The organism is Streptomyces sp. BR1 (genome assembly GCF_052373795.1).
In the GTDB taxonomy this organism is placed as follows: Bacteria; Actinomycetota; Actinomycetes; order Streptomycetales; family Streptomycetaceae; genus Streptomyces.
In genome coordinates this window covers 998,872-1,022,410 of sequence record NZ_CM126252.1, presented here as the reverse complement: position 1 = coordinate 1,022,410, position 23,539 = coordinate 998,872, and the positions used below count along the sequence as shown (strand labels likewise).

The 23,539-nt window shown below is 67.4% G+C and carries 21 protein-coding genes and 1 pseudogene; 3 read left to right on the top strand and 19 right to left on the bottom strand.

Annotated elements, in window-relative coordinates; genetic code table 11:
• Position 1: 1 nt before the first annotated feature.
• The 13 genes from ACT1U9_RS04675 to ACT1U9_RS04615 form a co-directional block, all read right to left on the bottom strand.
• On the bottom strand, positions 2–967 hold the full coding sequence (locus ACT1U9_RS04675) for a DUF2399 domain-containing protein (protein WP_444539006.1): 966 nt from the start codon (positions 965–967) through the stop codon (positions 2–4).
• Between the two features lie 225 nt (positions 968–1,192).
• Positions 1,193–5,137 (bottom strand): golvesin C-terminal-like domain-containing protein, encoded by a 3,945-nt coding sequence (locus ACT1U9_RS04670; protein ID WP_444537099.1) that lies wholly within the window; start codon positions 5,135–5,137, stop codon positions 1,193–1,195.
• A 562-nt stretch (positions 5,138–5,699) separates the two neighbouring features.
• A complete protein-coding gene (locus ACT1U9_RS04665; RefSeq protein ID WP_444537098.1) occupies positions 5,700–6,605 on the bottom strand; it encodes a hypothetical protein in 906 nt (301 codons plus the stop codon).
• Between the two features lie 49 nt (positions 6,606–6,654).
• Positions 6,655–7,152 (bottom strand): hypothetical protein, encoded by a 498-nt coding sequence (locus ACT1U9_RS04660; RefSeq protein WP_444537097.1) that lies wholly within the window; start codon positions 7,150–7,152, stop codon positions 6,655–6,657.
• A gap of 604 nt (positions 7,153–7,756) precedes the next feature.
• Positions 7,757–8,170 carry a hypothetical protein gene (locus ACT1U9_RS04655; protein ID WP_444537096.1) on the bottom strand — a complete coding sequence of 138 codons (414 nt, stop codon included), beginning with the start codon at positions 8,168–8,170 and terminating at the stop codon, positions 7,757–7,759.
• Positions 8,171–8,308: 138 nt separating this feature from the next.
• Positions 8,309–9,583: a peptidase gene (locus ACT1U9_RS04650; protein WP_444537095.1), complete on the bottom strand. Its 1,275-nt coding sequence runs from the start codon at positions 9,581–9,583 to the stop codon at positions 8,309–8,311.
• A gap of 665 nt (positions 9,584–10,248) precedes the next feature.
• Positions 10,249–11,532 carry a serine--tRNA ligase gene (gene serS, locus ACT1U9_RS04645; protein ID WP_444537094.1) on the bottom strand — a complete coding sequence of 428 codons (1,284 nt, stop codon included), beginning with the start codon at positions 11,530–11,532 and terminating at the stop codon, positions 10,249–10,251.
• Positions 11,533–12,273: 741 nt separating this feature from the next.
• Entirely contained in the window at positions 12,274–12,891 is a 618-nt protein-coding gene (locus tag ACT1U9_RS04640) for a hypothetical protein (RefSeq protein ID WP_444537093.1), read from the bottom strand.
• 617 nt (positions 12,892–13,508) lie between these two features.
• Positions 13,509–13,646 carry a hypothetical protein gene (locus ACT1U9_RS04635; protein WP_444537092.1) on the bottom strand — a complete coding sequence of 46 codons (138 nt, stop codon included), beginning with the start codon at positions 13,644–13,646 and terminating at the stop codon, positions 13,509–13,511.
• Positions 13,647–13,819: 173 nt separating this feature from the next.
• The gene (locus tag ACT1U9_RS04630) at positions 13,820–14,293 is read right to left on the bottom strand and encodes a hypothetical protein (protein ID WP_444537091.1); all 474 of its coding nucleotides are present in this window, start codon (positions 14,291–14,293) and stop codon (positions 13,820–13,822) included.
• Positions 14,290–14,823, bottom strand: a complete 534-nt coding sequence (locus ACT1U9_RS04625; protein WP_444537090.1) for a hypothetical protein — start codon at positions 14,821–14,823, stop codon at positions 14,290–14,292. The genes ACT1U9_RS04630 and ACT1U9_RS04625 overlap by 4 nt, the downstream gene beginning before the upstream one ends.
• A gap of 194 nt (positions 14,824–15,017) precedes the next feature.
• Positions 15,018–15,263: a hypothetical protein gene (locus ACT1U9_RS04620; protein ID WP_444537089.1), complete on the bottom strand. Its 246-nt coding sequence runs from the start codon at positions 15,261–15,263 to the stop codon at positions 15,018–15,020.
• A gap of 447 nt (positions 15,264–15,710) precedes the next feature.
• Positions 15,711–15,992 carry a helix-turn-helix transcriptional regulator gene (locus tag ACT1U9_RS04615; protein ID WP_444537088.1) on the bottom strand — a complete coding sequence of 94 codons (282 nt, stop codon included), beginning with the start codon at positions 15,990–15,992 and terminating at the stop codon, positions 15,711–15,713.
• A gap of 95 nt (positions 15,993–16,087) precedes the next feature.
• Here ACT1U9_RS04615 and ACT1U9_RS04610 point away from each other — a divergent pair, with 95 nt between their 5' ends.
• The gene (locus tag ACT1U9_RS04610; protein WP_444537087.1) at positions 16,088–16,975 is read left to right on the top strand and encodes a DUF5655 domain-containing protein; all 888 of its coding nucleotides are present in this window, start codon (positions 16,088–16,090) and stop codon (positions 16,973–16,975) included.
• Between the two features lie 302 nt (positions 16,976–17,277).
• On the opposite strand, the gene ACT1U9_RS04605 is transcribed toward ACT1U9_RS04610, so the two are convergent.
• On the bottom strand, positions 17,278–17,562 hold the full coding sequence (locus tag ACT1U9_RS04605; RefSeq protein WP_444537086.1) for a hypothetical protein: 285 nt from the start codon (positions 17,560–17,562) through the stop codon (positions 17,278–17,280).
• A 200-nt stretch (positions 17,563–17,762) separates the two neighbouring features.
• On the opposite strand from ACT1U9_RS04605, the gene ACT1U9_RS04600 reads away from it, so the two are divergent.
• Entirely contained in the window at positions 17,763–18,602 is an 840-nt protein-coding gene (locus ACT1U9_RS04600) for a hypothetical protein (protein WP_444537085.1), read from the top strand.
• 114 nt (positions 18,603–18,716) lie between these two features.
• On the opposite strand, the gene ACT1U9_RS04595 is transcribed toward ACT1U9_RS04600, so the two are convergent.
• The 4 genes from ACT1U9_RS04595 to ACT1U9_RS04580 are packed head-to-tail and all read right to left on the bottom strand — an operon-like array spanning position 18,717 to position 22,049.
• A complete protein-coding gene (locus tag ACT1U9_RS04595) occupies positions 18,717–19,361 on the bottom strand; it encodes a hypothetical protein (RefSeq protein ID WP_444537084.1) in 645 nt (214 codons plus the stop codon).
• A gap of 53 nt (positions 19,362–19,414) precedes the next feature.
• Entirely contained in the window at positions 19,415–20,536 is a 1,122-nt protein-coding gene (locus ACT1U9_RS04590) for a DnaB-like helicase N-terminal domain-containing protein (protein WP_444537083.1), read from the bottom strand.
• Positions 20,536–21,774 (bottom strand): DNA cytosine methyltransferase, encoded by a 1,239-nt coding sequence (locus ACT1U9_RS04585; protein WP_444537082.1) that lies wholly within the window; start codon positions 21,772–21,774, stop codon positions 20,536–20,538. Before ACT1U9_RS04585 ends, ACT1U9_RS04590 begins: the two co-directional genes overlap by 1 nt.
• Positions 21,771–22,049 carry a hypothetical protein gene (locus tag ACT1U9_RS04580; RefSeq protein ID WP_444537081.1) on the bottom strand — a complete coding sequence of 93 codons (279 nt, stop codon included), beginning with the start codon at positions 22,047–22,049 and terminating at the stop codon, positions 21,771–21,773. Before ACT1U9_RS04580 ends, ACT1U9_RS04585 begins: the two co-directional genes overlap by 4 nt.
• 214 nt (positions 22,050–22,263) lie before the next feature.
• On the opposite strand from ACT1U9_RS04580, the pseudogene ACT1U9_RS04575 reads away from it, so the two are divergent.
• Positions 22,264–22,703 (top strand): annotated as a pseudogene (locus ACT1U9_RS04575) (transposase); the annotation flags it as partial.
• Between the two features lie 44 nt (positions 22,704–22,747).
• Here ACT1U9_RS04575 and ACT1U9_RS04570 read toward each other — a convergent pair.
• Positions 22,748–23,464 (bottom strand): hypothetical protein, encoded by a 717-nt coding sequence (locus ACT1U9_RS04570; protein ID WP_444537080.1) that lies wholly within the window; start codon positions 23,462–23,464, stop codon positions 22,748–22,750.
• Positions 23,465–23,539: the final 75 nt, after the last annotated feature.

The window sequence follows — 23,539 nt, the reverse complement described above, 5'->3', positions numbered from 1 at the left end:
TTCAGGCTCCCTGGCCCGGATTGGTCTGCGAAGCTGGTGCTCGGGCACGCGAAGGGGCACAGGTTTCTGTGGTCGGATGTGGCGTTGGGCGGGAGCAGGGGAGAGGCAGAGGATCTGCGGGGTCGGGTCCCAGAAGCCGGTCGAGGACGATGGGGTGCTCTTGGAAGATGGCTGATCCCGAGAAGCCGGTTCCTGTGCCGCTCCCGGTTGCCGCGGCTTCCGGAGCGGGCAGAGGGGGAACGGCAAACGGCCCCTCGTAGAGCGTCCCTGCGCCGACTGCGGCGTTACGGGTCTTCTCGTCCATTTCTCGGCTCGGGACCTCATAGCGGCGTAGTACCGCTTCGGCTATGTGCCGCCCGCCTGTGTCGATGTCGCCGGAGTACTCCATGGGGACACCGGAGGTGTGGGCCAAGGCGAGGAGCGCATGGTCGATGGCGGTGAGTGTGCCCGAGGTGCAGACGATGGGCGTCGTGATCCCGCGCATCAGGGCTTCGTGAATGACGGAGGGGTTCTCTACAACGAGCCACGGTTGTGTCCGTGAGAGCGTGGGCGGGTGTGCGGTGAGGTCGTGAAATGTGAGGTGAACGGGGCGCTGGTCCTCATGGGCCAGACGCAGGGCCTGGTCCGTAGGGCCGTCTCCGTCCGCGTTCACGTTCAGCAGCAGCACGGTCTGGGACTGGCTGCCGGCGACGATCCCGACGCGGGCCAACAGCGCACGCTCGGCCGCGGGCGTGTCGGGCAGCGGGGCATCCAGCAGGTCAGCCACGAGCAGGACGAGGCGGGCTCCCTGGCCCGCGTCGTTGAGGTCGAAGTGGTGCGGGTTCCCTGCGCAGTTGTGAGAGAGCCGCGCCAGCGTAGCGGGCCTTGAAAGAGGCAGCACGGCTCTGACGCGGGCCAGCGCGTCGATGAGCCTGCGCAGCTGGTCGGCCTTGTCGTCGACGACTCCTCCAGCTCGTAGCCGGGCGATGAGCCGCGGCGTGTCGGGAATGGCGTATCAGCCGACGCCGGTGCGGCGAATGCGCCGCACCGGCGTGCGTGTGCTGATCGGCGATCTTCACCAGGGGATTGCGCTCGAGTGCTGGAAAGACACCAGGATCCAGATGATCAAGGGGATGAGGATCAGGAGTATGAAGCAGCCCAGTGCCTTGGCCCAGGTTGCGGTCTGTCCTCGTGGTTCAGGTGGCACTCTGCATCACAGTTTCGTTATGGCGCGGGTGAAGGCTTGAGCGTAGGCGGTGGTGCCGACGCTGTTGGGGTGGTAGCTCTCGCGGCTGACGCACCAGGTTCCTCCGATCGTGCAGCGGAAGTCTCCGTCGCCGTGGGGCGCTGTGACGACTTTGTTGATTCCTTCCGGATTGTCGCAGGCGCGCTTGTACGCGAAGTCATCATCGGGTGATTCGTAGGTAACGGGAAGACTCTTTGCTTGAAGGGAGGCGACGAGCTGCCCTTGTTGGCTCGCCATGTAGCGCGCCATCGCGTTGAGACGTGCCATTCCCGCTCCGCCGACTCCGCTGACGCAGGCGACGGCGCTCTCATCGAAGAGCTGCGGGTATCCCATGAGGATGATCTTGGCGTTGCCTGCCTTGCCGTGGATCTCTTCCAGCACTTTTTGGATCTTGGGTATCGTGCCGTCGATATCGTGCTGGACGTCGCTTTCCGACGGGCAGCCGGTGGTGGCACACATCCGTACCACGTTGGGGAAGCCGGCGTCGTTTCCGCCGATGGTGAGGGCTACGAGGGTCGTGTCGCTGCTGAGCACTCCGGATTTGAGCTGGGCTGCCTCGTGGAACTGGCCGTCGCCTTGCAGGTACTTGCTGCGGTCGTTCCAGGAGAGGGGCCATGTATCGATGTCATTGCCGCTGGCGTCGGTGTATTTTCCTCGAACGTTCCAGGTCAGGGCGCCGGAGCAGCTGGCGTTTTGGAGGTCGATTGATCCGTCGGAGGAGCTGATGCGTTCGCCGATAGTGGAGCCTGGCTTGTCGGGAAGGGCTGACTTGAGTGCCCAGGAGTTGGCGCTACGTCGGCACGCGTTCCAGGTGGGATCGTCATGGCTGGTGTCGGATTCAGGCGAGTAGCTGCCGGCGCCTTCGCCGGAGGAGTAGGAGTCGCCCAGGACGGCGACCATGTTCCGCGGCTTCTGGCCCAGGGGTTGGAAGGCGACGGCGTCCCAGGCGATGTCGTCGTCTGCGGTCCCGTCGTCGGTCTCGTTGGACAAGCTGACCTGGGGGCTCCCGTTGAACTGGTATGCGCCCAACTCGACCCAGGTGTTCGCCTTGGGGTGCTGGTTGAGGTACCGGTCCCGGGTGCCGCCGCTGGTAAGGCCGCTGATCTGATAGTGGGCCTGCTGGGTCTGGGCACCGGTGTCCGGGACGTGCACGAAGACACGGGCCCACTGGTTGTCGAGAGTCCTGTTGAGCGTCCAGTTGCCGGTGACCTTCATCAGGTCGATACCGGTGCTGGTGTTGCGGGTGTGGGCGTACCAGAAGTGGTCTCCGAAGCCTCCGCCGATCTGGTGCAGGTCGCCCTTGGCCTCGTAGTGGTTCTTCGTGTCGGCCTGGAACGGGCTGAAGCTGAAGGTACCTTCATTGGTCCAGTTGGACTTGGAGCATCCATCAGTGAAGGTCGGGACGCCGGTGGGCACGTCGTCCACGACCAGCATTCCGGACGCCGGCCTTGTGTTGTTGCACATGGAGCCCGCGCCGTTGTTGCCGTTACCCAGCTCGGTCTTGAGAGTCTTGTACGTCAGGTACTCATGCCCGCAACTCGACGGGCAGTTGACCTTCCAGCTGGTCTGAGGGACGTGGTACCAGTGCGGGGGGTCGCAGTCCGGCCCCATGTGGTCGATCTCGCAGCGTGGCGGGTTGGCCGGGTCGCACGCGTTCTCGGTGGGCTTGCAGAAGGTGTCCAGGCCGGGCTTGACGGTGGAGCGGTTCCCGTCGGAGCTCCACCAGGCGGGTGAGTAGCCGGCGGTGTTGCCCTTGTTGGCCTCACCGGTGTCGGCGTAGGAGCGGCCGGTGTCGATTGGCCAGGCGCCCCAGCCCAGGACCTTCTCCGCGTACGACCACTGCTGCGGGTGGGCGGCGTCGGCGTAGCTGTTGTGGTCGAGGAAGGCGTGCCGGTCCGGCGGGTAGAGCGGGTTGGAGGGGTTGTTCAGGTAGCCCAGGCCCCACGGGGCGGTCGGATCGGCGGGGACGTAGGGGTTCATGCCGGAGTTGTAGTTCCACAGCGCGGCGAACCAGTTCTCCGGGGCCACGGGGTCATCGGTGTTCAGCTTGATGGCGTTGGGCTGGGGGTTGACGGTGTGCAGTTCGTTCCACTTCTTCGCGAGCGTCTGTGCGGCGGCCGCGATGTTGGAGGTGTAGTCGAGCGCGATGGCCTTCTGTTGGCCGGCAGGCAGCTCGTTGGGCTCGCCGATCTTCATGCCGTCGGTCTGCTGGCCGATGCCGTAACCGCAGTCGGTATGGTCCCAGTCGATCTGCCAGTGGTCCTGAGGGGTGGCCGGGCTGCTCGGGTGGCCGTAGAAGCCGTTGGTGCTGGCCAGGGTGGAGCTGGTCTGGCCGGGCAGGGCACCGCCCTCGGCCTGCCAGAGATTGGACTCCTGGGCCAGCACCCCGAGCAGCACTTGCGCCGGGATGCGGCCGCCGTTCGTCCCGGCGAGCGCGGGCAGCGGGAACATGCCCTGCGGGTCGACCGTGCCCAGGCCGGCGGCGCTGCGCCAGCCGCCCTGGCGGACGTAGGCGCTGGTGAGGTTGCCGCGGATGGCCATGTCGGCAGCCCACTCGACCTGGTTGGGGGTCGGCTGATACGCCTGCTGTGAGGGATCGTTGCGCGGCATGGAACACGTGCGGTCGGTGTCGACGGTGGAGCTGGGATCACCGGCCGCCGCCGGGGCAGGCGCCCCGGTCGTGCCCTTCGCCTCAGGGGCGCGGGAGCCAGTCAGCGCTGGGGACGCGCTCTTGCCCGCGCCCTTGGGGCGGGAACTGTCCTGGCCCGCGGTGAAGGAGATCTTCTTGCCGGTGGACGGAACTTCGGTGGTGATCTGCAGGGGAGCGGCCGCGTTCCACGCGGTGGCCGCCAGCGGATTGCTGACGTGACTGCGCAGGCTCTTGGAGACCGCCTGGTCGACGGCGAGCGCGCCGGTCGAGGACACCGTCGCGTCCGCAGCCACCTTCAGCTGCCGCACCGGTGTGGGCAGCGTGGTGGTGGAGGCTGGCGTGCCGGTGAGGAAGACCCGCCCGGACGTGCCGGCCTGCAGGCCCAGTGCGCCGATCGGCCCCTGCGCGAACGTGGTGGTGCGGCCGTCGGCGGTACGGCGGGCGCGGGCCGTGCTGCCGGTCCGGTCGAGGAAACTGACGCCACCCTCGCCGTCGGCGCGCAGTTGGAAGGCCGGGCCCGCGGTGGTGGCGAGTTCGGTGGCGCGCTTGTTCCGCTCGAAGGAGACCAGCCGCCCCGCGGCGGCGCCGACGACGCGGTCGCCGACGGGGACCGCGGAGGTGACCTGAACGTTCTCAGTCTGCTGGTGGGTGATGCTGCCGGTGGTGGCATCCACCGTCAGCAGCCTGGTCCGGGCATCCTTGTCGCCGCCGAGCTGCGTCAGCACGGCGGTCTCACCGGTGCCGCAGCCGGGGTTGAAATACGCCAGCGACACTGTGTCGGCGAGCTTGGTCACCTTGCCCTCGGCCAGGTCGACGACGGCCGCAAAGCCCCCGCGTTCCATCAGCTCCGGCTTGTTAGTGAAAGCCCGTGGTGCGTAGACGACGACGGCGCGTTTGCCAGATCCGGTCACGCAGGCGTTCCCGATCCACAGATCGGTGCCGAAACCGGGCTCCGCGAGTGTGGCAACGGTACGCCACTGATAAGCCTGATTACTGTCGGCGGCCAGCACATGCAGGCCGGAGCCATCACCGGCCACCGTTACTGCACGGTCGGTGGACGTCTTCCACGTCTTGGGCAGCACGCTGTTCGGCGACAGTACGCGGGGCGAGTCCTCTTGGCGTGGCGGTTGCGGCTGTCCGGCGCCGTTGCCGCCCGAGACGTCCAACGGCGCGCTGGCGCTCGCTGCCTCCCGGGCCGGTTGTCCGGCCCATGCCTGTCCGCCTTGCATCAGGCTCATGACCACCACGGTGGCGGTGGCCATCGCCAGGGGTAAGCGTGCTCGGTGTCTTGATCTCAAGGATTCTCCAAGGTTGTGAAGAGGCATGCGACACGGCGGTTACCGTCCGATTGGTTGCGCCGCGGTGAACGCGAGCCTTCCGTTGTTGCTTCGCGTCTCCCGGGACGCGGGCCAGGGGACCGCACTGATCTTCAGAGGTGGCTCTGCCGCCCGCTGCAGACGGTAGGACTTGCCAGCGATAGCCAGCTCCTTGGTGTCCCGCTGGGCGGGACGTACAGCCTGCTGTCCGTTTCGGCGGAGTCGATGGTGGGCTGGCCACCAGACAGGTCGAACCAGAGGTGGTCATAAGTGCTCTGGGCTTCGGCCCGGACGTCCAGGACACACACCCAGTCACACGTCGCGGATGTGGCCGTGGCAACCCGCGCGGATTCCGGAACGGCGACAGCGAAGGCAGCCCGCCGCCGCCGTGGCCATGGCGATCCGATGAAGGGCACGGTTCTTTAAAGTGACTGCCTTCTCGGGGATTTCGGCAGTGAAAGGCTCCGGCCCCGCTTGAGGAGGGGCCGGAAACCAACATGGGAACGGGCTAGTGGGCTGCGGCGGCCGCAGATGCCTTGCTGACTGTGTCCTTGTTGGCGGTCTGGACCTCGTTCAGGGCCGCCTGGTTGGCCTTGATGGCCTTGGTCTGCAGCGCTGCCTCGGCGTCGAACCAGGTCTTCTCGACGCGGTGTTGGGTGCGGCACGCGACGTCCGCCTTGGCGGTGGCGATCTCCACGTCGGAAACGTTGTGGGGGTCGTTGAAGCGCGGGTCGTCGTTGGCGTCCATGGGCTTGCCGTATGAGTAGCCCTTGGCCTTCATGCACGCGGACCACTGCGCGAAGACCGCGGTCACCCTCGGGTCCTTCGCGGATTCCTTGTAGGAGTCACCCTTGATCTGCTCCACCAGGTCCGAGCGCGTCACCGTCGGCACGGTGGTTCCGGCCGACTCGGCGCAGCCCCGCAGCACCTTCGGGTCGGCGCCGGACCTGTCCACCGCGCCGGCCATCATGGCCTTGTCGTACGCCTGCTGCTCGGCAGCGTCCGGGTGGTAGCCGCGCTTGGCCGCCTGGGCGGCGTCGTGGATCCCGTACCGCCAGTCCGTCTCGGTCTTCCCCCCGACGGCGGGAAGATCCGGTGCCGGGACCCAGTTCGGGAACCCGGCCCTCTTCATGCACTCGGCGATCACACGGTCCCGGCCGCTGCTGACCAGCCGGGCATCGGCCCTGGAGACCATGTATGCCTCGATGGGCAGCTTCCACGTCGCGGGATCGCCGGGGTCGCTCACCGCTGCGGGCACCGCCGGAGCACCGCCGGAACGGGACTCCGCCTTGGCTTTCGGCTTGCCATCCTGGGACGGCGAGTTGGCAGATAACGCGCCCACCGCCACCGCGCCCACCGCCACCGCAGCCAGGACGGGCACTGCTGCCTTCACCAGCGTCTTCCTGGTACTCATCGCTGCTCTCCCCTATCCTTCCCCTCAACCTGGAACGGCATGTTGACCGTCAGACAGTCCACTGGAACGACGCGTTCTCGTTGTAGACGTTCCGGAACTGATCGATGTGCTGGTAGGGGCCCATCGCGTCCTGGTTCCCCTTGTAGCCGCTGTAGTAGTACACCCTGGCTGTGTACTTGTAGTGCGTGTTCTCGCCAGAGGCTGCATTGTTCTTGATGTTCTGACCGGATCCCGGCCACGGTGAACTCGCACCGAGGTAGCAGAACTTGAGCGGATGGGTGTGGCCGTCGCCCGGTCGCAGCGCGTCAAAGTCGTAGACGCTGTAGCCGATGTTCCGGTATGAGCCGTTTTCACCGGAGTTGTAGTAGATGTGGAAATCGAACGAGGAACCGGAAGGGTCTCCGCAAAGCACCTCGCTGCTTTCCCCCAGGTTCAGGGTGTCGGCATCCGGCGGCTGGGGGACTGGCGTGTCTGCGGCCGCCGGGCTGGCGATGAGCAACGCCGTCGCCAGGCCGACCACCGCCGATATCGCTCTAGCTCTGCGCATGTTCCTCTGCTCCTCCTCGTAACGAAGGTGTGCTGGGATCACCAATGCAGGAAGCGAGCCGCTTCCTTCTGCGCTGTACGTGTAGGAACCGCCTGAGCCGCTTGGGGTGGCACCGGTTCAGCTCCGCCTCGTCATCGAGGCTGGGGTTCCAGAACCCCTGACCGGGCACCGGCGGAACGGCGCAACGGTAACCGTCCGCCGAGCGGCAGGCTTGGCGCGAAAGAGTGACCGTGGCCGACACTGCCGCTCTGCTTCATGGCGGCAACAGCCGGGGTCCCACCCCGGACCGCCTCCTGGCCTGGACCAGTACGGGTGAGGCACCAGTGACACATGCGGCGAATGCCCCATTCCGCCGGGCTCAGATCTGTCTCATTCCGCTGCCGTCGGCAACGGCTCGGCGGGACCGTGCGATCGCGCCAGCATCGGACCGTGAAGGGGCCGACGACAGCCCGGTCGCGAGGCGACCTCTTGAGTCACCGTTGGAGGGATCGGCCCGGCACCCGGTCAGCCGCATCCCTTCCTGCCAGCCCTGACGAGGCTTCTGGTCGGCCAACTTGGCTATATGGCGCCCCTTTTGGAGGGTGTCGTCTTACTCTCGGGCAGGCTACTTCTTGGTAATGGACAGCGGCTTGCCGGTGGCCTTGTCTACGACCGTGCGGTTGTGCAGCGGGGCCCGGAGCTTGAAACTCACGTGCTCGAGTCTGATGTTGGCCGCGCAGACTTCGCCCGCCTTCTGATGCGTGGTCAGTGTCAGGGTCAGTTCCACCGCTGCTTCGCTCTCGGTTCCGGTGAGCTGTCCCTTCTGGCACCCTCCGACTGGGATCACTGTGGTGATGGTCTGGCCGTCCGCGTCGAGGACCGCATCTCTGGTGATGGGCTGGATGGTTGAGGGCGTAGTCGACTCGGGGGTGGCTACCTTGTCCGCCTTCCCGCATGCGGTGACCGCGAGGCCGCTCACCAGGATGATCGCGATGGCGAGCGCATGGCGTGGGCATCGGTTCATGCCGGTGGGACGCATAGCGGATACTCCCGGTTCCGGTGGGGATGACGCGACGGCCGGACTGGTGGTGCGAGTGGAACTGCATGTCGGCGCACACTCGAACAAGTGAACGCCGACACTGCACGCCTACCACCAGTCCTTGTGCCACTTTGCCGACTAGGTGGTCGGGTTCAGTTTCAGCCCGAAGTGATTGAAGATGTCGGTTGCTTCAGTCCAGAAGACATAGTTCCCGGCGTAGGTCTGGTACGGGTCGGCGAGCGAGGAGACGACCCCGCGGGCCTGGCGGGACGAGCCGGTCGTGGAGTAGACCATCGTGCCGCTGTCACCATGGGCCACAGCCCACGGGCTGGTGGGAAGCCGGGTCCCCTCCACTCCCCTTACGGTCCAGCCATTATCCATGTTGTACGTGATGTCGTCATTGATGACCTGGATGCCGCAGACGGTGCCCTGCTGCATGAAGAAGGATGCCGCGCCGTCCTGACAGACGTAGTCGCCCTTGCGCGAGTAGGCGACGCTCGTGACGGGCACGTAACCGGTGGATTCACTGGCATCGGCGTTGTTGTCGGCGCCGATGAGCTGTTCGGCATCCCAGCCGGGGGCAACCCCGCTCACAGTGCCCACATAGTTCCCCGTCTGGCCGTTCAGACCGCCGTAGTAGTTGCCGAACGAAGGCGTGGTGCCCGCCCCGGTGTAGATCTTCTGCCCGTCGGAGAAGCAGTGCCCGGCGGTCACCATGACGCGCGTGTTGTCGCTCTTGCGCACGGCGGGCAGGCCGGCCGAGCAGTAGCCGTTTCCATCCGTGATCACGTCCCCCGCGATGAACGGGGAGCTGTCGTGCCACTTGACATCGGCCCAGCTGGCGGGAGCGATCTTCTGGCCTTGGGTGAAGTGCAGCGGAACGTCACCGGCGGACAGCGGCTGCGGCGTACTGGCGCTGGCCTTGGCCGGCGCGTCGACGGCCACATCGAGCGAGGACCCCTCGGCGTTGACGGCCACGGAGTGAATCTTGTAGGGGAGACTGTTCGCTTCGGCCTTGGCCAGGAGCTTGCTCCGTGCGTCGTGGAGGGCACTGAGGTTGTAGCGGACCTTCTCGACGGCGATCCTCTTCGGGTCGATGCTGGAGTCGGCCTTACGGGCCGCGGCGACGAGCTTCGACGTCCGGGCCGAGTCCGTCACATAGACGTGCACAACATTCTGCGGGGCGTCGATGCGCAGCCCCGCGTAGACGTCGGACTGGCTCGCCTTGCCTGCGCTGTCGACGGCGTTGGCGATGTGGCGCAGCGGCTCCAGCAGCTCGGCCTGCTGTGCAGGGTCCATGGTTGCGATCTGAGCCTCGGTGTACCTCGCCGGGGTGGGTTCGGCTTGCGCTCCTGGTGCTGCCACGGCGAGCAGCGCCAGGCCGGCCGAGCCGAGCCCGATGGCGGATTTCACAGTTCTCTTCACTGGCCCCCCAGTTGATGAGTGTGTCCGGCCCCCTGTGCGCGTTCGTGCCCGGCTTAGTGCCGGGCGCGAACGAGGTGCGAGGGCCGTGTGATGACAGTGAGACCCTAGAACAAGATGCGAACGGATGTTCGTATATTTGTGGGTTATGGCCGCTCGGATCGGCATGACTGGCTCAAAACGCTTGGCATTGCTCCGGGTTCCTTGGCGGGGAGGTGATGCGGGGATGACCGGTCAGCACAGGTGGTGATGTGTACGGCCATGCCCGGGCGCGAGACGGTGAGTCGGAAGCCGCCTGGTTGCGGCCGGACCGAGATGGCAGGATTCGCGCGGCAGTTGCGCACGGATGCCCGGTAGATCAGCGCCCGACCCGGCCCCGCCGACTCCTCGTGTGTAGCGCAACCTTGAAGGCCCGCATCTTCTCGGCGACCGCCGGCCGGCGGCTCTGACTGGCGGGTCAGCCACGACGGCGACCAGGACCCGCTCCGCCGTCAGCACCGCTGTGGGATGGGTACCTGCCCGGGCTCGGTGCGCCCGCCGTCGGGAATGTTTTCCGTCGGCTGCCGCCGGGATTCCGGTGGAGTGGAGGCTTCACCGGGCCGACGTGTGGCTGCCTGCCGAGGGGTGCCCGGCAGGCAGCCACAGGGATGGGGGAGTTACCGCTCGCCGAGCACCTCGGCCGCGCCCCAGCGCCGCAGTGGCTGGGGGACGGTGACGGTTCCGTCGGGGCGCTGGTGCTGTTCGAGGATCGCGGGCAGCAGGCGGCTGGTGGCGAGGGCCGAGGCGTTGAGGGTGTGGACGTAGGCCGCTTTGCCGCTGCCGGCCGGGCGGTAGCGGATGTTGCCGCGCCGGGCCTGGTAGTCGCGGGCGTTCGACACCGAGCTGACCTCCACGTAGGCGTCGATGCTGGGCAGCCAGACCTCGACGTCGTACGTCTTGGCCATGGCGGCGCTGGTGTCCTCGGCCGCCAGCTTGGTGATCCGGTAGTGCAGCCCGAGCCCGGCCACCAACTCCTCTGCTCTGGCGAGCAGTTCCAGCTGTGCCGCCGTCGAGTCCTCGGGGCGCACGAACTGGAACAGCTCGACCTTGTCGAACTGGTGGCCGCGCAGCGTGCCGCGCTCCGCCGACCGGTAGCCGCCGCTCTCCTTGCGGTAGCAGGGCGTGTACGCGAAGTACTTGCGCGGCAGCTCGCTCTCCGCGAGCGTCTCGTCGCGGTGCAGATTGACCAGGGCGGTCTCCGCGGTGGGCAGCAGGAACCGCTCCGGCCGACCGTCCTCGCCCTCTTCGAGTACGAAGACGTCGTCCGTGAACTTCGGGAACTGCCCGGCGGCGTACCCGGCTTCGTAGGTGAGGATGTGCGGCGGCAGCACGAACTCGTACCCGGCCCGGCGGTGGGTGTCCACGAAGTAGTTGAGCAGCGCCCACTCCAGGGCGGCGCCCTCGCCCCGGTAGATCCAGAACCCGTTGCCACCGAGCTTGGTGCCCCGCCGGTAGTCGACGAGATCCAGGTCCTGGGCGATCTCCACATGCCCCTTGGCCGGGAAGCCAAAGGCGGGCCGCACTCCTGTGCTGCGTACGACCGCGTTGTTCTCCTTGCCTCCCGCGACGACGTCGTCGTCCGGGAGATTGGGCAGCAGGTCGAGGAACTCCCGGTGTTCTGCGCCGAGTTGGGCTAGCCGGGCCTCTGCGACCGTGACCTGATCGGCCAGGGCCTTCGCCGTCGCCTGGAGGTCTTCGGCGGCCGTGCCCGCCCGGCGCAGCGCGGCGATCTCGGCCGAGATCCGCTTGCGCTCGCCGCGCAGCTCCTCCACGGTCGTCCGGGCCTGTCGGTACTCCGTGTCCAGGGCGAGGAAGGCCGGGACATCGACGTCCACGGCCCGTTTGAGCAGGGCCTGGCGAACCCGCTCGGGGTTTGCTCGCATTGCGTTGACATCCAGCATGGCGGGTGTGCTCCGTTCGACCGGCCGGAGCTTCGCCCCGGCGCTGATCCCTGGGAGCGTGGGCGAGAGGGTGCTCGCGGTGCCACCACGCCTTCACCACCCCGCGGGGCAGCCTCGTTCGAGCCCGGTGACGGGGGCCGGCCGGCGGGGCATGAGGTGCGCCGGATCAGGCGCGGCCGTTCCTCCCCGCACTCAGGAGGGGATTCACCCCGGGGCGTGAGACCGCCTTCTCAGCTACCGGCAGCTCTCTTCACTCACGTGATCCCGGGGATACTTGGCTCCGTCGACGCGTTGCACCCGAGGCTAGAGGGGATGCCCAGCAGGACGGAAACGAATTTCCGGGCCCGGTGTATCACCCGTCTCCTGCTGATTGCACAGCCCACTTGTGGGGTGCCAGGCGGGCTGGAGTGAGACAAGTCCCTTCGGACGCCGGGGGCACAGGAGAGCGGGACACGCCAAGGCGGGTGGCTCTTCGCGGCAGAACCCACCGAACGACGTCACTGCCCGGCAGGGAAGGAGCCGCTGGCTCGGAGGGCTTGCTCGGCAGTGGCAGCGATGCACTTGACGTACTCGCGTAGAACGTGCAGTTCCGTGGCCTGCTGCTGGCTTCGCAGAGCCTGGGTGAGAGCGGTGATGACGGTCTCCTGATGGCCGGTGGTTCCGAGTGCGCATGCCGCACGGTCGAGCAAGGTGATGTCCAGCTCGACGGAGCATGTCGCCTCTGCGGATGAAGTGGGTAAGTTATCGGGAACGCTTACGAACGCTAAGGCCCTGCCTGATCCCAAGGTTCTCCAGCCAGCCGATGCTGGACAGCCAACTGTCGCGTGAGGGCCAGATGACAGCAGCGTGTCGGCTGTGGGCCAGCTCGATGAGTTCGTCAGGCGGGCGTTTCTGCAAGAGGACGGCACGCTTAGGGTTCTCCAGGAACCGCTGGTAATCGTCCATCTGCGACAACGCCATACGCACGTTCTCCCGTGTCGGTTCTACCTTCGCTTCGATCAGTAGGTAGGCAGAGTCGACCCAAATGTCGGTGAACATGGGGGCATGGTCGGGTGTATGACGGATCTGTACTCTGAGGGTGGGATGCCCGTGGCGATGAAGGTGTCGGCAGAACCTGACGACCAGTTTGTTCTCTGGGCGTAGAGGGGAAGCGTCCAAGTCCGCGTCGTTACACAGCATGTCACTGCGCTCTATCGGTCGGAAAGATACGATCTGCCGGTCGCATACGGCTGCCAGCTGGCCGGGGATGTGAGCAACAGTCTCAACGGGGCGCATTTTGAACATAGGCGGGTAGGCGAACTTGCCGTCCTCGGTGGGGATTTCCTCCTCTTCGATGCCCTCCACGATGAACTCGTCCATATACCGAGCTGTCACCCGTCCTGCTTCGAAGACGTGTATCGGCTTGCCTTCTGCGGCGGCCCTGCGGAGACGACCGTTGTCCCTTGACCTCCAGGGGCTTGGCCGCTCGCTCTGGTGCCTGACGACTGGCGAGGAGCCTGCGTAGTAGTAGAACCCGTCAGATCTCCAGCCTCCCCATAGCGGCCTATAGCTGGTAGCTCTCGTGATGAGCCCAACATGGGATTGCAGTCGGTCTGCTCGAATCCCTCTCATCCTGTCGAGTACGCCGAACTCCCTGAGCATGTCCAGGTTCTGGAAGTCCCCTGGACGCATCCTGAGATGCCCCGAGCTGGTCAATGGGTTGATTCTCGGCACGTGCGCCCCCTTGTACGGCCCCAACTGACCCAGCTTGCCCATCGCATATTGAGAGTACGTCGGTGACGACGGCAGGTCAGTGGCCGTCCTTGCCTGCCGTGACGAACCCCCGTCGGCAGGTGCCGACGGGGGGCCTTGGTTCGGTTTCTGCCGCCAGATCCGTCGGTGGGGGTGTAGAGCGTGACGGGCAAGGTCTGTTCGCCGACGCGGCCAGTAGTGCGCATGGCAGTTTCGCGTGCTGAGGTCTGCGAGGGGCGGTGCGGTTACTGGGGGTAGAAGCCGGTGATGCGGTAGAGCTGGTGGCGGTAGAGGACGCTGAAGCCCATGACCCACTGCTCGGATAGGTTGTCCACGACGATCAGCCGCGGGTCGGTGCGGGCGGTGGGGCGGTGCAGGGGCATGGCCGTCGGCACTGGGCACTGGCCGAACGGAGACTGTGCAAGGAAGGCAGGGGCGGTCACTATGCGCCCCACGAGCGCACCGGTCGGGTGGTATTCGGCTGGCATCTGCCGCAGGAGACCGTCGAGTTCGATCGTGACGGTGCGGTGGCGCGGCCTGGGGGAGAGGGCTGGGTTCATAGTGCCACCGCCGGGTGCCCTGAGGGCGGGAGGCCGTAGCGCATCCAGGACCGGAGGGCGGTGGCGGTGTGGATGTGGCCGGCGCCCGCGGCCCGGTATCTGTCGAAGGCACAGCCGGTCACCTTCAAGAAGGTGCCGTGGCCAGTGCGGAGGTCGAGTTCAAGGTTGAGGAAGACGGGGCGCTTGGAGACGGCGAAGCCCCGCCAGGGACGCTCCCAGCGCAGCAGCGTACCGAACTGCGGGTCGCTCCAGACCATCAGGCGCCGTGCGCGGTGGGCAGTACGGCAGTCCAGGATCCACATGTCGGTGTGTGCCTCCCGGCCGGCGACTTCGGCGGGGGGAAGCGGGCGGGCCTGTACCTCGGCGCGCTTGCCGCAGTGCAACAGGCAGTCGGCCCGGCGGTTGCCGAGGGAGATCTCGGTGGCCACACCCCATGCCTTGATCTCCTTGTGCCACGCAGACTCGGTCACAGGGCACCTGCGTAGCGGAGGAGTTCGGCGTCGTCCTCGTCCAGGCCGAGGGCCTGCGGCCCGACTTCCGTGAGCAGGTCTGTGACGGTGAAGATGCCGGGCAGGTTGTCGATGCCGGCGACCAGGCGGTCGTAGCGTTTGACCAGGGCGAGGATGCGGTTTCCGCGGGCCCGGTGCCTTTTCGCTCCCTGGGTGGACTCTTTGGCCTGCTGGTCGAGCCGGTCGGCCTCTCTGAAGTCGCGTTCGGCTAGCGGGGGCAGGACGTCGATGATGCGGTCGAGGTCTTGCAGCACGAGCTGGCGGGCGGTCTTCTCCGTCAGTTCGCCGCCTTCGCCGAGTACGACCTTCGCGACGACGTTGTCGTCGGTGGCGCCGGCGCGTGGACCGGGAACGCTCGCATCGTCTGGCCCGTTGGGGGCAGTGCCGCAGCCGGGGCCCTGGAGGATCGGTTCGGGGGGCGTAGGCCCGGCGGTCCGGCCATGGCAGCGATTCGGATCTCTTTGGAGACCTTGTTGAAGGAGGTGGTGCACATCGACTTCACCGCGCGGTCGAACACCGCGTGGTACTCGGCCGACAGCACCTTGACCTTCGATCGGACGGTCCCCTGCAGCCGGGCGAACTGCTCACTCTCGCTCCCGCCCGCGAGGATGCAGCGGAGAGCTTCACGGTCGAGGACGTCGCGCACGGTGTTGGAGTAGCGGCCTGCGGCGCTGGGCATGGGTGTCTACCTGCCTGTCAGGAGTCGGATAGCGCGGGGGCGTTGCTGCAAGACCCGGTCGGCCCAGGACGTGACCGAATCGCGGATGGACTCGACGGACTCCCACACCGCGGGGTCGTTGACGTCCACGAAGTCCTCGGGACCGAGCAGCAGGATTTCTCTGGCCTTGTGGACCAGCCCGAAGTAGCGGATGGTCCAGTCCGCGTGCGGGTCGCATTCCTCACCGCCGACGAGCTCGCTCGGCTGCGGCACTCGACGAACCCCTCTGACCTGCGGAGTTAGGTGCTATCGCACGGTCCAGCAACATTCGACGTCACAGATTGCCCGTCCCACCGGACCAATCGGAGGAACGGACTACCGAGTCGAGCGCTGGCGTGCAGGCGTCGTCACCAGTCACAGACTGATCCCTTGAGCCGATGAACCCTCATCGACGATGCCCCGACCTGCTCGAACTCCTTTAGCACGTCAGCGGTGGCGATCCGGACCGCTGGTCGCGGACCAGGGCGTGTTCCGCCGGATCGGCCACGGCGGCAGCGTGCGGAGCTGGTCCGATCACGGACGTGGTGAGACGCAAAGCACTTCGCGAAATCGTCCGCTGCCCCAAGCCCTATGCGGCTGGGGGGCTTCCACCTGGCTGTGTGACTCATGTGACACGCAGAGGCCCCCGCCGGATCCGGCGGGGCTTTTGCACGCAGTGGGTCACGCCGACACGGGGCCTGCGCTGTGGGTTGCACTGTACTCGGGCTCGCCGCTGTCGAGGACGCGGAGCAAGGATGCAGTGACGACGCGTGTGCTGCGGCCGATGCGCAGTACGCGGCAAGGGAACTCCCCACGGCGAACGAGGTCGTAACCCTTCGCCCTGGAAAACCCGAAGGCCCGGGAAGCGTCCTCGACGCTGCCGGTCCCGCCCCAGGTGGCGCGGATCCGCGCGGGGCTGTGCTGGGCGTCCGTATCCGATATCGCGTCGTTCTGGCTGTGCATGTGTGACTCTTCGGTCCTTTCAAGACGGCTTCGGTCGCGGAAATATCCCTGAACTCTGGGACGTTGCCCTCTGGCAACGTGATCGCGGAGGGGGAGTGGTCGGACTGAAGTTGTTCAACACGGCGGGCGGCGTGAGTGAGGTCATGCCGCGTCTGGCTGAGGTCGAGGCGGATGTGCAGGACCTTGTCGAGGCGCACATGGAGAAGATGCTGGGTGTCAGGTTCCTGGCGAGCGAGTTCGTCATCGACTGTGCCGACGGCGGGCGGATCGACTCGCTGGGGCTCGACGAGAACGGGGCGCCGGTGATCGTCGAGTACAAGCGAGGCACCGACGCCGGTGTGATCAATCAGGGCCTCTACTACATGGCCTGGCTGACGAACCACAAGGATGCCTTCCGGAACCTGGTCCGCGACCGGCTCGGGGTGACGGCCGCGTCCCAGATCCTGTGGAGCGCGCCCCGGCTGATCTGCGTGGCCGGCGACTTCACCCGCTACGACGCGCACGCCGTACGTGAGCATCGGCGCAGCATCGACCTGGTCCGCTACCGGTACTTCGGCAGCGATCACTTCGGCTTGGAGACGGTGGCCTCGGTCACGGGGCAAGCCGGGGAGGCCAAGAGGGTACGCCGCCGCGCGCCCGGGGCGCCGCCGGTTGGACAGCAGGGCGGTGCGATGGCCGAGCTCGCCCAAGCGGTCGACGAGGTCCTCGTCGGGCTCGGCGATGGCGTCACCCGGGTGCAGCGCAAGCAGTACCGCGCCTACCGACGGCTGCGGAACTTCGCCAGCGTCTGCCCGCCGCAGCAGACCAAGATCCTCGTCTACCTCAAGGCCGACCCGAAGGAGGTCGACCTCGTCCCGGGTTTCACCCGGGACGTGACGGGGCTCGGCCACCACGGCACGGGAGACCTGGAGCTGCAGCTGCGCACGGAGCGGGACCTGGAGCGTGCCCAGGACCTGTTCCGCCTCAGCTACACGGCGGCATAGAGATATCTCGCTGGAGCGCCGACGGAGTGTGGAGCTGTGCGCTGTCGTCGTGACGCTGCCTTTCGACGTGACGGGCAGGGAATGGCGGTGGACCACTAATGGTCCGGACGATCCCCGGTTTTGCTAACCGGGGATCGTCTGCTATGTATCGCCCTGCCGCTCGTGGGGGCCAGACGGGCTGTCCGCACCGCAGAATTGCTTGGTCACCAGCGGGCTTATCCCGCCCGACGGTTCGCTGTGTTGGTGCTGCGGTTCGTGACCGCAGAGTCGGCAGCAGGGGCAGCCCGTCCGGGGTGACGGTCTCATCGTCCCAAGTAGGCGGAGAGGAGGAGCTCGGACTGCGGCGAGAGCGTGACGAGGCGGACCTGGCCGCCGTCGCGATAGGTAAGGGTGCCCGGCACGTCGCCAACGGCCGGGTGGTAGTCGCCTCGAGCCAGTGAGGCAAGGACCGTTGTCCGCAGACCCTCACGGAGCGCGAGCGACATCCCGAGGGGGACGGCAAGGCCGACCGAAGGGTCCGTGAGCGTGGTGTTGATGAGAGCTCGGGTCTCCTGCGTCGTCATCGGCTTGTGTTCTTCGGAGGGCATGGAGCCAGTATCGGAGCCCGGCGACCAACCTTGAAGGCGTCAGAGGGGCCGAGTTGAGCCGATGACGACAAGCGGTTCTGTGTAGGAGCCGCTCGACGTACTGAACTGGGCTCGTACGCTACGTGAGTCCGCCGCAGGGCCGGCGCCAAGCGCCGCGAGGGGCCAGACTGCTGCGACTGGGGCTTGGTACGTTCTGCCGTATGACGCTGCGTTCGGTGGACCTGCGTAGAGAGCCGGTGGAAGCCGTACTGGACCGGGTGGAGCACATGCTGGGGGTACGCCTCGATCACGAGACGGTGGTGCGTAAGCGCCGGTCGGTGGGGGCGCGTACGGACCGCGGGACGTGGGTGCGCGTCGAGCGGCGTGGGCTGGACCGGATCGGGGTGCAGGGCGGGGACGGTACCGCGTCCGCGGAGGCCCTGCGCGGGATCGCCAAGCCGGCCTGGCTCGCCGGTGTCGCGTGGCGGGACGATGCGGAGGCGGTGATGTGGCGGGCGGACGAGACGGGACTGCTGCCGGGTGCCCCGGTGGGGAGCGCCGTGGTGGCCAAGGACCCGGGACTGGCCGAGGAGTGGTGGGCCTCGCTGAACGCCTCACTGGAGGCCCTCGCCGCGCAGCACACGAACCGGATCGCGACACCGGATACCGAGACCCTCACGCAGGAACTGGTCACGGGAACGATCCACAGTGTTTTCCCCGGCGTGGATACGGCGGTTGCCGATTGGCGTCCGGCGCATGCGGATCTCAACTGGGCGAATGTGACGGCGCCGGTGTTCTGCGTGTTCGACTGGGAGGACTGGGGCATGGCTCCGCGCGGCCTGGATGCGGCGAATCTGTGGGCGGCCTCCCTTGCCGTCCCGGCGCTGGCCGACCGCGTCCGCCGCGAGCGGCGGGAGGATCTGGCGAGCCGGGACGGCAAACTGATGACGCTGTTCGTCGCCGCGAAGATCCTCGGTCCCTATGCGGATCCGGAGGACCCGCGCCTGGCCCCCGCGCGGAAGACCGGGGAGCAGATGGTGCAGGAACTTCAGGCAGGCTGACGGGCTTTGAGGAGCTGCCGGTACTCCTGGACCACGTTCTCGTCTACCTCGTACGGCAGGGCCCCGGTCAGCTCCCGCAGGTGGTCGACGTTGTCCGTGCCGACCGCGACCGCGTCAATCGGCGGTGATGGCTTCCTCTGATGTCGATAGGGCGGCGAGGGCGTGGGCGGCCTGCTGTTCGGTGTCGGTGGGCGGTGGCGGGCCGGGGCGGACGGCGTCGCCGTACAGGCGCTCGAAGGCGGCGATGGCTTCGCCGGGAGTGTCGTAGGTACCGCTGACGACCCGCAGGTGGTTCTCGCCGTGGAGGTGGACGCTCTCGGCGTGCTGGTATGTGCCGACGGCGACGGTGGTGTGGCCGTCGAACGCGTGGAGGTGGAGGGCGAGGCGGCCGGAGGCGATGTCGTCGTGGATCTTCTGGGCGTCGGCGGAAGCGAGCCGGATCTCGTCGCGGTCGAGCCAGGCCATGGGGTGGTTGGCCCAGGTCCACTCGGTGTCGATCTCCTCCTGCAGCTGGTCGGTGACGTGCACGGTGATACCGGCGCTGCGCAGGAGGTTGGCGGCGATGTTGGCGTAGTGGGGCTCCTCGTGGTCGATGCGTACGAGGAGCATCGTGGTGTCGTTGACCGGCCTAAAGCCTTCCGAGGCGAGGGTGGCGCGGGCGGTGTGGAGTTGAGGACCGTCGAGGTGGGCGACGACGGCGCTGGAGTGCTCGGGGTGCAGCGAGAGGTCAACGTGGACGTCGGATGCGGCGTTGGGCATGGATCTCGTCTCGCCGACCGGGCCGACGAGGCGGTCGGCCCGGACCGGAGGGTCTAGCGGGTGGCTCGGACGGGGGTGGGGGCGGTCCACGGTGGCGGCCCGGCCCGCGGGGCAGCCGGGGTTCGGGCCGGATGGGCGGTACGCGGCGGGGCTGGGCTGGTGGCGTGGTGCCAGCGGGCGCGCAGGGCGGTGAGGTCGGCCAGGGCCCGCCGGCTGCCGGTGATCAGCTGGTGGGGGCTGTTGGCCGGGTCGTCGGTGAAGGCGGTGATGCTGACGGCGACGGTCTGCGCGCGGGTGAGCAGGGCACGTTGCAGGACCTTCTCGCCCCAGTGCTCAGGGGAGCCGGCCGGCGTGGAGAGCAGGGTCAGCAGGTCTGTGGGGGCGACGTGGCCGGTGAGCAGGCCGCGGTGCTGGGCTTCCCAGAGGACGGTGATCGGGTCGATCGGGTCGCCGCGGTGCGTGAGTGCGGTGAGGCACTGCCACAGTGCCGCGTGCAGGGGGAGGGCGAAGTCTTCGGGAACGAGCCAGCGCATCTGACGGGTCTGGGCGGGGTACGCGGTCGCGGTGGCGATCAGGAGGCGTTCCTCGGCGAGGGCCTCCTCGCTGGTGTCCTTGGCGGGTGCCGGCGGCAGCGCGGTGCGGGGCAGGGAGCCGGGGTGCGCGGCGAAGCGGCCGGAGAGGTCGTCCAGGAACCGGGCGAGGGCGTCGGCCTGCTCGGCGGTGGCCTTCGCGCGGTGGGGCAGGGTGGCGTCCAGCGCGGTCTGGGCCAGGCGTTCGGCGTGGATGCGCAGGCTGCGACGGGCGTGGTCGGCGCGGACCATCCGGGCGTACGTGGCCGCGTGCTTGGGCCAGGGGCAGACCTGGACGAGGGTGTGCAGGTAGGTGGCGGTCAGCCCGGGGGCGTGCGCGCGGGCCGCGTCCAGGACCGTGTTCAGCCAGGCCGGGCTCGTGCGGTGCTGCTCGGCGTCGGGGGCCGGCGCGGTGCGCATGGCGCGGAACAGCTCGCCGTGCGTGTGGTTGGAGAAGTGGCCCGGATCCAGCGGGCCGATCTCGTCGAGGCGGTGGGGGTCCAGCAGCAGGGCGCCGAGCAGGGATTGTTCGGCGTAGTGCACGGGTGGGAGGGGCGGAAGGTCGTCCAGGTCGTCGTTCTCGTCGGCAGTGGAGGGAGGGGGCATTAGGCGGCCAGGGTGAAGTCGTCGGGGGTGAGGGTCTTGCCGAGGTGCGGGGCGAGCAGGTGGGCGGCGAGCCGGGGCGGGACGGCGTTGCCGACCTGGCTGAAGATTTGGCCCTTGTTGCCTTGCCAGGGGTAGTCGGCGGGGAAGGTCTGCAGGAGGCCGGCCTCGGCGGCGGTGATCCGGATCGGATCGGGGGCTGGGTCGGTACCCAACGTTGCGGGGGCGACCGGTTCGGCCTGCCACACGCACTCGTTGGCCCGGTGGCCGAAGAACAGGGTTCCGGCCGGCTCGTCGATGGTGCGGACGGTGGCGTTGGCCTGGTTGTTGTTGCGCAGCGTCCAGCGCCACGCCGTGGGCATCGCTTGGGTGGCGGGGTGCTCGGCGTGGCCGGCCTTCTCCGCCCGGCAATCCGTCACGGTGACGGGTGAGTTGGCGGGCGGGTGCGGTTTCCAGGTGCCGCGGTCGCGGGCGTCGCTGAGGGTCTTGCGGGCGCCGGAGGGGAAAGGTTCGGGCCCGCCGCCGGGTCCGCCTCCGGCGCAGACAGTGGGGACGGGACGGTCGGTGGCGCCCCAGCCCAGGGCCTCGGACATGGAGATCCAGCGGGCGCGGCCCGGTCCGAACAGCGAGTCGGGCTCGGCGAGTTTGGCGTGGGTGGGCGGCGGCGGTGCGGCGGTTTGTGTGCGTGAGGCGAGCAAGATTGCCCGCCGCCGCGTTTGCGGTACCCCGTAGTCGGCCGCGTTCAAGACCCCGGTCCAGACCGAGTACCCCCAGGTCCGCAGGATCGCGGCGTACTGGCGCCACAGGGGCAGCACGTCGGGGACCTCTTCCATCGCGACCCACTCCGGCTGCCCGTGCCGGTGGAGGGCGTGCAGGTAGCGCATGGGCTCGGCGGCGAGCAGGGAGCGTTCGTCCCGGCAAGCGGCGAGCAACTTCGCGCGGGTATCCAGACCCTGGGCGAGGTCGGCGACGGCCTGGTGGACCAGGGGCTGGTCGAGGAGCCCGAGGCGTTTGCCGGCCATCGACCATGCCTGGCACGGCGGGCTCGCGATCAGCCCGGTGATCCTGCCGAGGAACGGCCACAGGGGATAGGCGGCGACATCGGTGCGGATCGTCAACTGCCCGGCCGCCGCCCGGGTTTTGCACGCCCATTCATCCCATTCCAGGCCCACGTCCCGCACGCCGAGCACGGTCAGGGCCTGGCTCCAACCCCCGGGACCCGCGAACAGATCAAGAATCAAGAGGCCAGTCCGAAATCGTCCTGGACCGGCTCGACTTCACCACGGCAGGCCCACGGGGAGCAGCCGTCGATAACGCCGTCCTCCAGCTCCTGGGCGTCTGCTTCACTGTCATCGAGTTCCTGCTGCAGGGCAGCCCATTCGGCGGCGGTCACATGGTCGATCGGCGCCTGGTCGAGCGGTACACGCGAGCGGTGGAGGAACGCTTGGCCCAGCAGCTGGTTGCCGGTGGCATTCGCGCGGGCATTTCCCTTCCGGATGGCCGCGTCGAAGGCCACCACATCCTCCCACTCCTGCGGAGAGGAGTCCCGGATGGATCTCCACTGCGCGTTTCCGTGAAATGGGCAAGTTATTGAGAATCGAGACAGGGTTGTGACCTTTCGTATGGGGGGAGAAGCCCTCCCCGGGGTGCGGGATGCGTGGAGGGCATGGCTGCGTTCATGGCGTTCTGCGACGGCTCGAAGCCTCGAGCTTCATGAAGCGGTCTGTCCGATAGGTGTCGGGGGCGCCGACCGCTCGTTGGTCTCGCAGGCCGGGAGTGTGTTGCTGGCGGAGACGGTCCACAAGACCGGTCTGGACACGGCGATATCGGAGGCCCTCCCGCCCTGGCACAGTCGAGGGCAGTGCACGATCCGGGCCGTGGCACTCGCCCTGGGCGGGGACCGTCTGGCCGATGCGGCAATGCTGCGGCCAAGCCGGCCATGTTCGGGCCGGTGGCCTCCTATCCGACCGTTTCCCGGCTCATCGACGCCCTCGCTGGCGCTGTCGAGGGTCCGAAACGCGGGCTGGAATGCGTGAACGGGCTATGGAAGCTGGCCAGTGACACGGCACCCGATGCGGGTGTCCGGGCGGTCGTGGGCTTGGATCCCGTTCGGGTGATCGCGCACTCCGACAAGCGGGACACCGCCGCGACCTGGAAGATGACCTACGGATCGGCTAAAGAGTCCGGTCTGGCCCCATGTTGGGCCACGCATTGTCACTGGGCACTGCGCTTCCCGCACCTCTTGAGTGCCCGGTAGGCACCGTAGCCTGCGATTGCACCTATCACCGCAAGTGACCTTCTTCTCTTTCCTTTGCCAGGCTCCCTGAAATCCAGAGCGGCCCGCTGAGTCTTAGAAAGAGGCTTCAAATGTCGTGTTTTGTATGGCCAATCGTCCAGTCGCGGGAAAAGTCTTTGGGTAAAGAATCTGGCGCGCCTGCGGAGTTGAGAGAGAAGGGTGATGGTGAAGGCGACCCCAATAGCCGCCGCCGCGAAATATACCCCCCAGGTGTCATCCGTTGTTAGCAACAAAAATGCCAGCCCGGCCAGCGTGAATAGAATTCCCCAGGTTATTGCCCAGTTCTTGCGCTTCTCGTATAGGTCCAGCATCCATTCATCTTGCCGCTGCTTGCGGCGCAGCATTTCAAGGGCGTTAGTGTCGTATTTAGCCTCCGGGTGCCAGGAAAGTCGCTCATCCGGGCTGGCGATGTACGGTGCTGCTTCTGAAATAAAGATGAGCCCCAAGAGGAAACACACGACTGCTGCACTGAGTGTGGCGGTAGCCAAATCGCGCCAGATGGTTTGGCATGGCACCCTGGCCGCGGTGATGGCTGCCGTGAGGGTGAAGCCACCAAGCACAGAGATGGGCGCGCCGCCTACAGAGCCGAGAGCGCGGGCAGACCCAAGTTCTCGCGGGTGGTCCCAGGTGGGCATTTCCTAATCCCAACCGTGGAGGGGGCAGGGCCTCGTATTGTCGCAGCCAGGCTCGTCGCAAGTCCGTGAGAGTAT

Bases quoted from the DNA above. Each gene is read 5' to 3' on its own strand.
- ACT1U9_RS04670 (WP_444537099.1), bottom strand. From the start codon at position 5,137: ATGGCCACCGCCACCGTGGTGGTCATGAGCCTGATGCAAGGCGGACAG.
- ACT1U9_RS04665 (WP_444537098.1), bottom strand. From the start codon at position 6,605: ATGAGTACCAGGAAGACGCTGGTGAAGGCAGCAGTGCCCGTCCTGGCT.
- ACT1U9_RS04660 (WP_444537097.1), bottom strand. From the start codon at position 7,152: ATGCGCAGAGCTAGAGCGATATCGGCGGTGGTCGGCCTGGCGACGGCG.
- ACT1U9_RS04655 (WP_444537096.1), bottom strand. From the start codon at position 8,170: ATGCGTCCCACCGGCATGAACCGATGCCCACGCCATGCGCTCGCCATC.
- serS (WP_444537094.1), bottom strand. From the start codon at position 11,532: ATGCTGGATGTCAACGCAATGCGAGCAAACCCCGAGCGGGTTCGCCAG.
- ACT1U9_RS04640 (WP_444537093.1), bottom strand. From the start codon at position 12,891: ATGGACGAGTTCATCGTGGAGGGCATCGAAGAGGAGGAAATCCCCACC.
- ACT1U9_RS04635 (WP_444537092.1), bottom strand. From the start codon at position 13,646: ATGCCCCTGCACCGCCCCACCGCCCGCACCGACCCGCGGCTGATCGTC.
- ACT1U9_RS04615 (WP_444537088.1), bottom strand. From the start codon at position 15,992: ATGCACAGCCAGAACGACGCGATATCGGATACGGACGCCCAGCACAGC.
- ACT1U9_RS04605 (WP_444537086.1), bottom strand. From the start codon at position 17,562: ATGCCCTCCGAAGAACACAAGCCGATGACGACGCAGGAGACCCGAGCT.
- ACT1U9_RS04600 (WP_444537085.1), top strand. From the start codon at position 17,763: ATGACGCTGCGTTCGGTGGACCTGCGTAGAGAGCCGGTGGAAGCCGTA.
- ACT1U9_RS04595 (WP_444537084.1), bottom strand. From the start codon at position 19,361: ATGCCCAACGCCGCATCCGACGTCCACGTTGACCTCTCGCTGCACCCC.
- ACT1U9_RS04590 (WP_444537083.1), bottom strand. From the start codon at position 20,536: ATGCCCCCTCCCTCCACTGCCGACGAGAACGACGACCTGGACGACCTT.
- ACT1U9_RS04570 (WP_444537080.1), bottom strand. From the start codon at position 23,464: ATGCCCACCTGGGACCACCCGCGAGAACTTGGGTCTGCCCGCGCTCTC.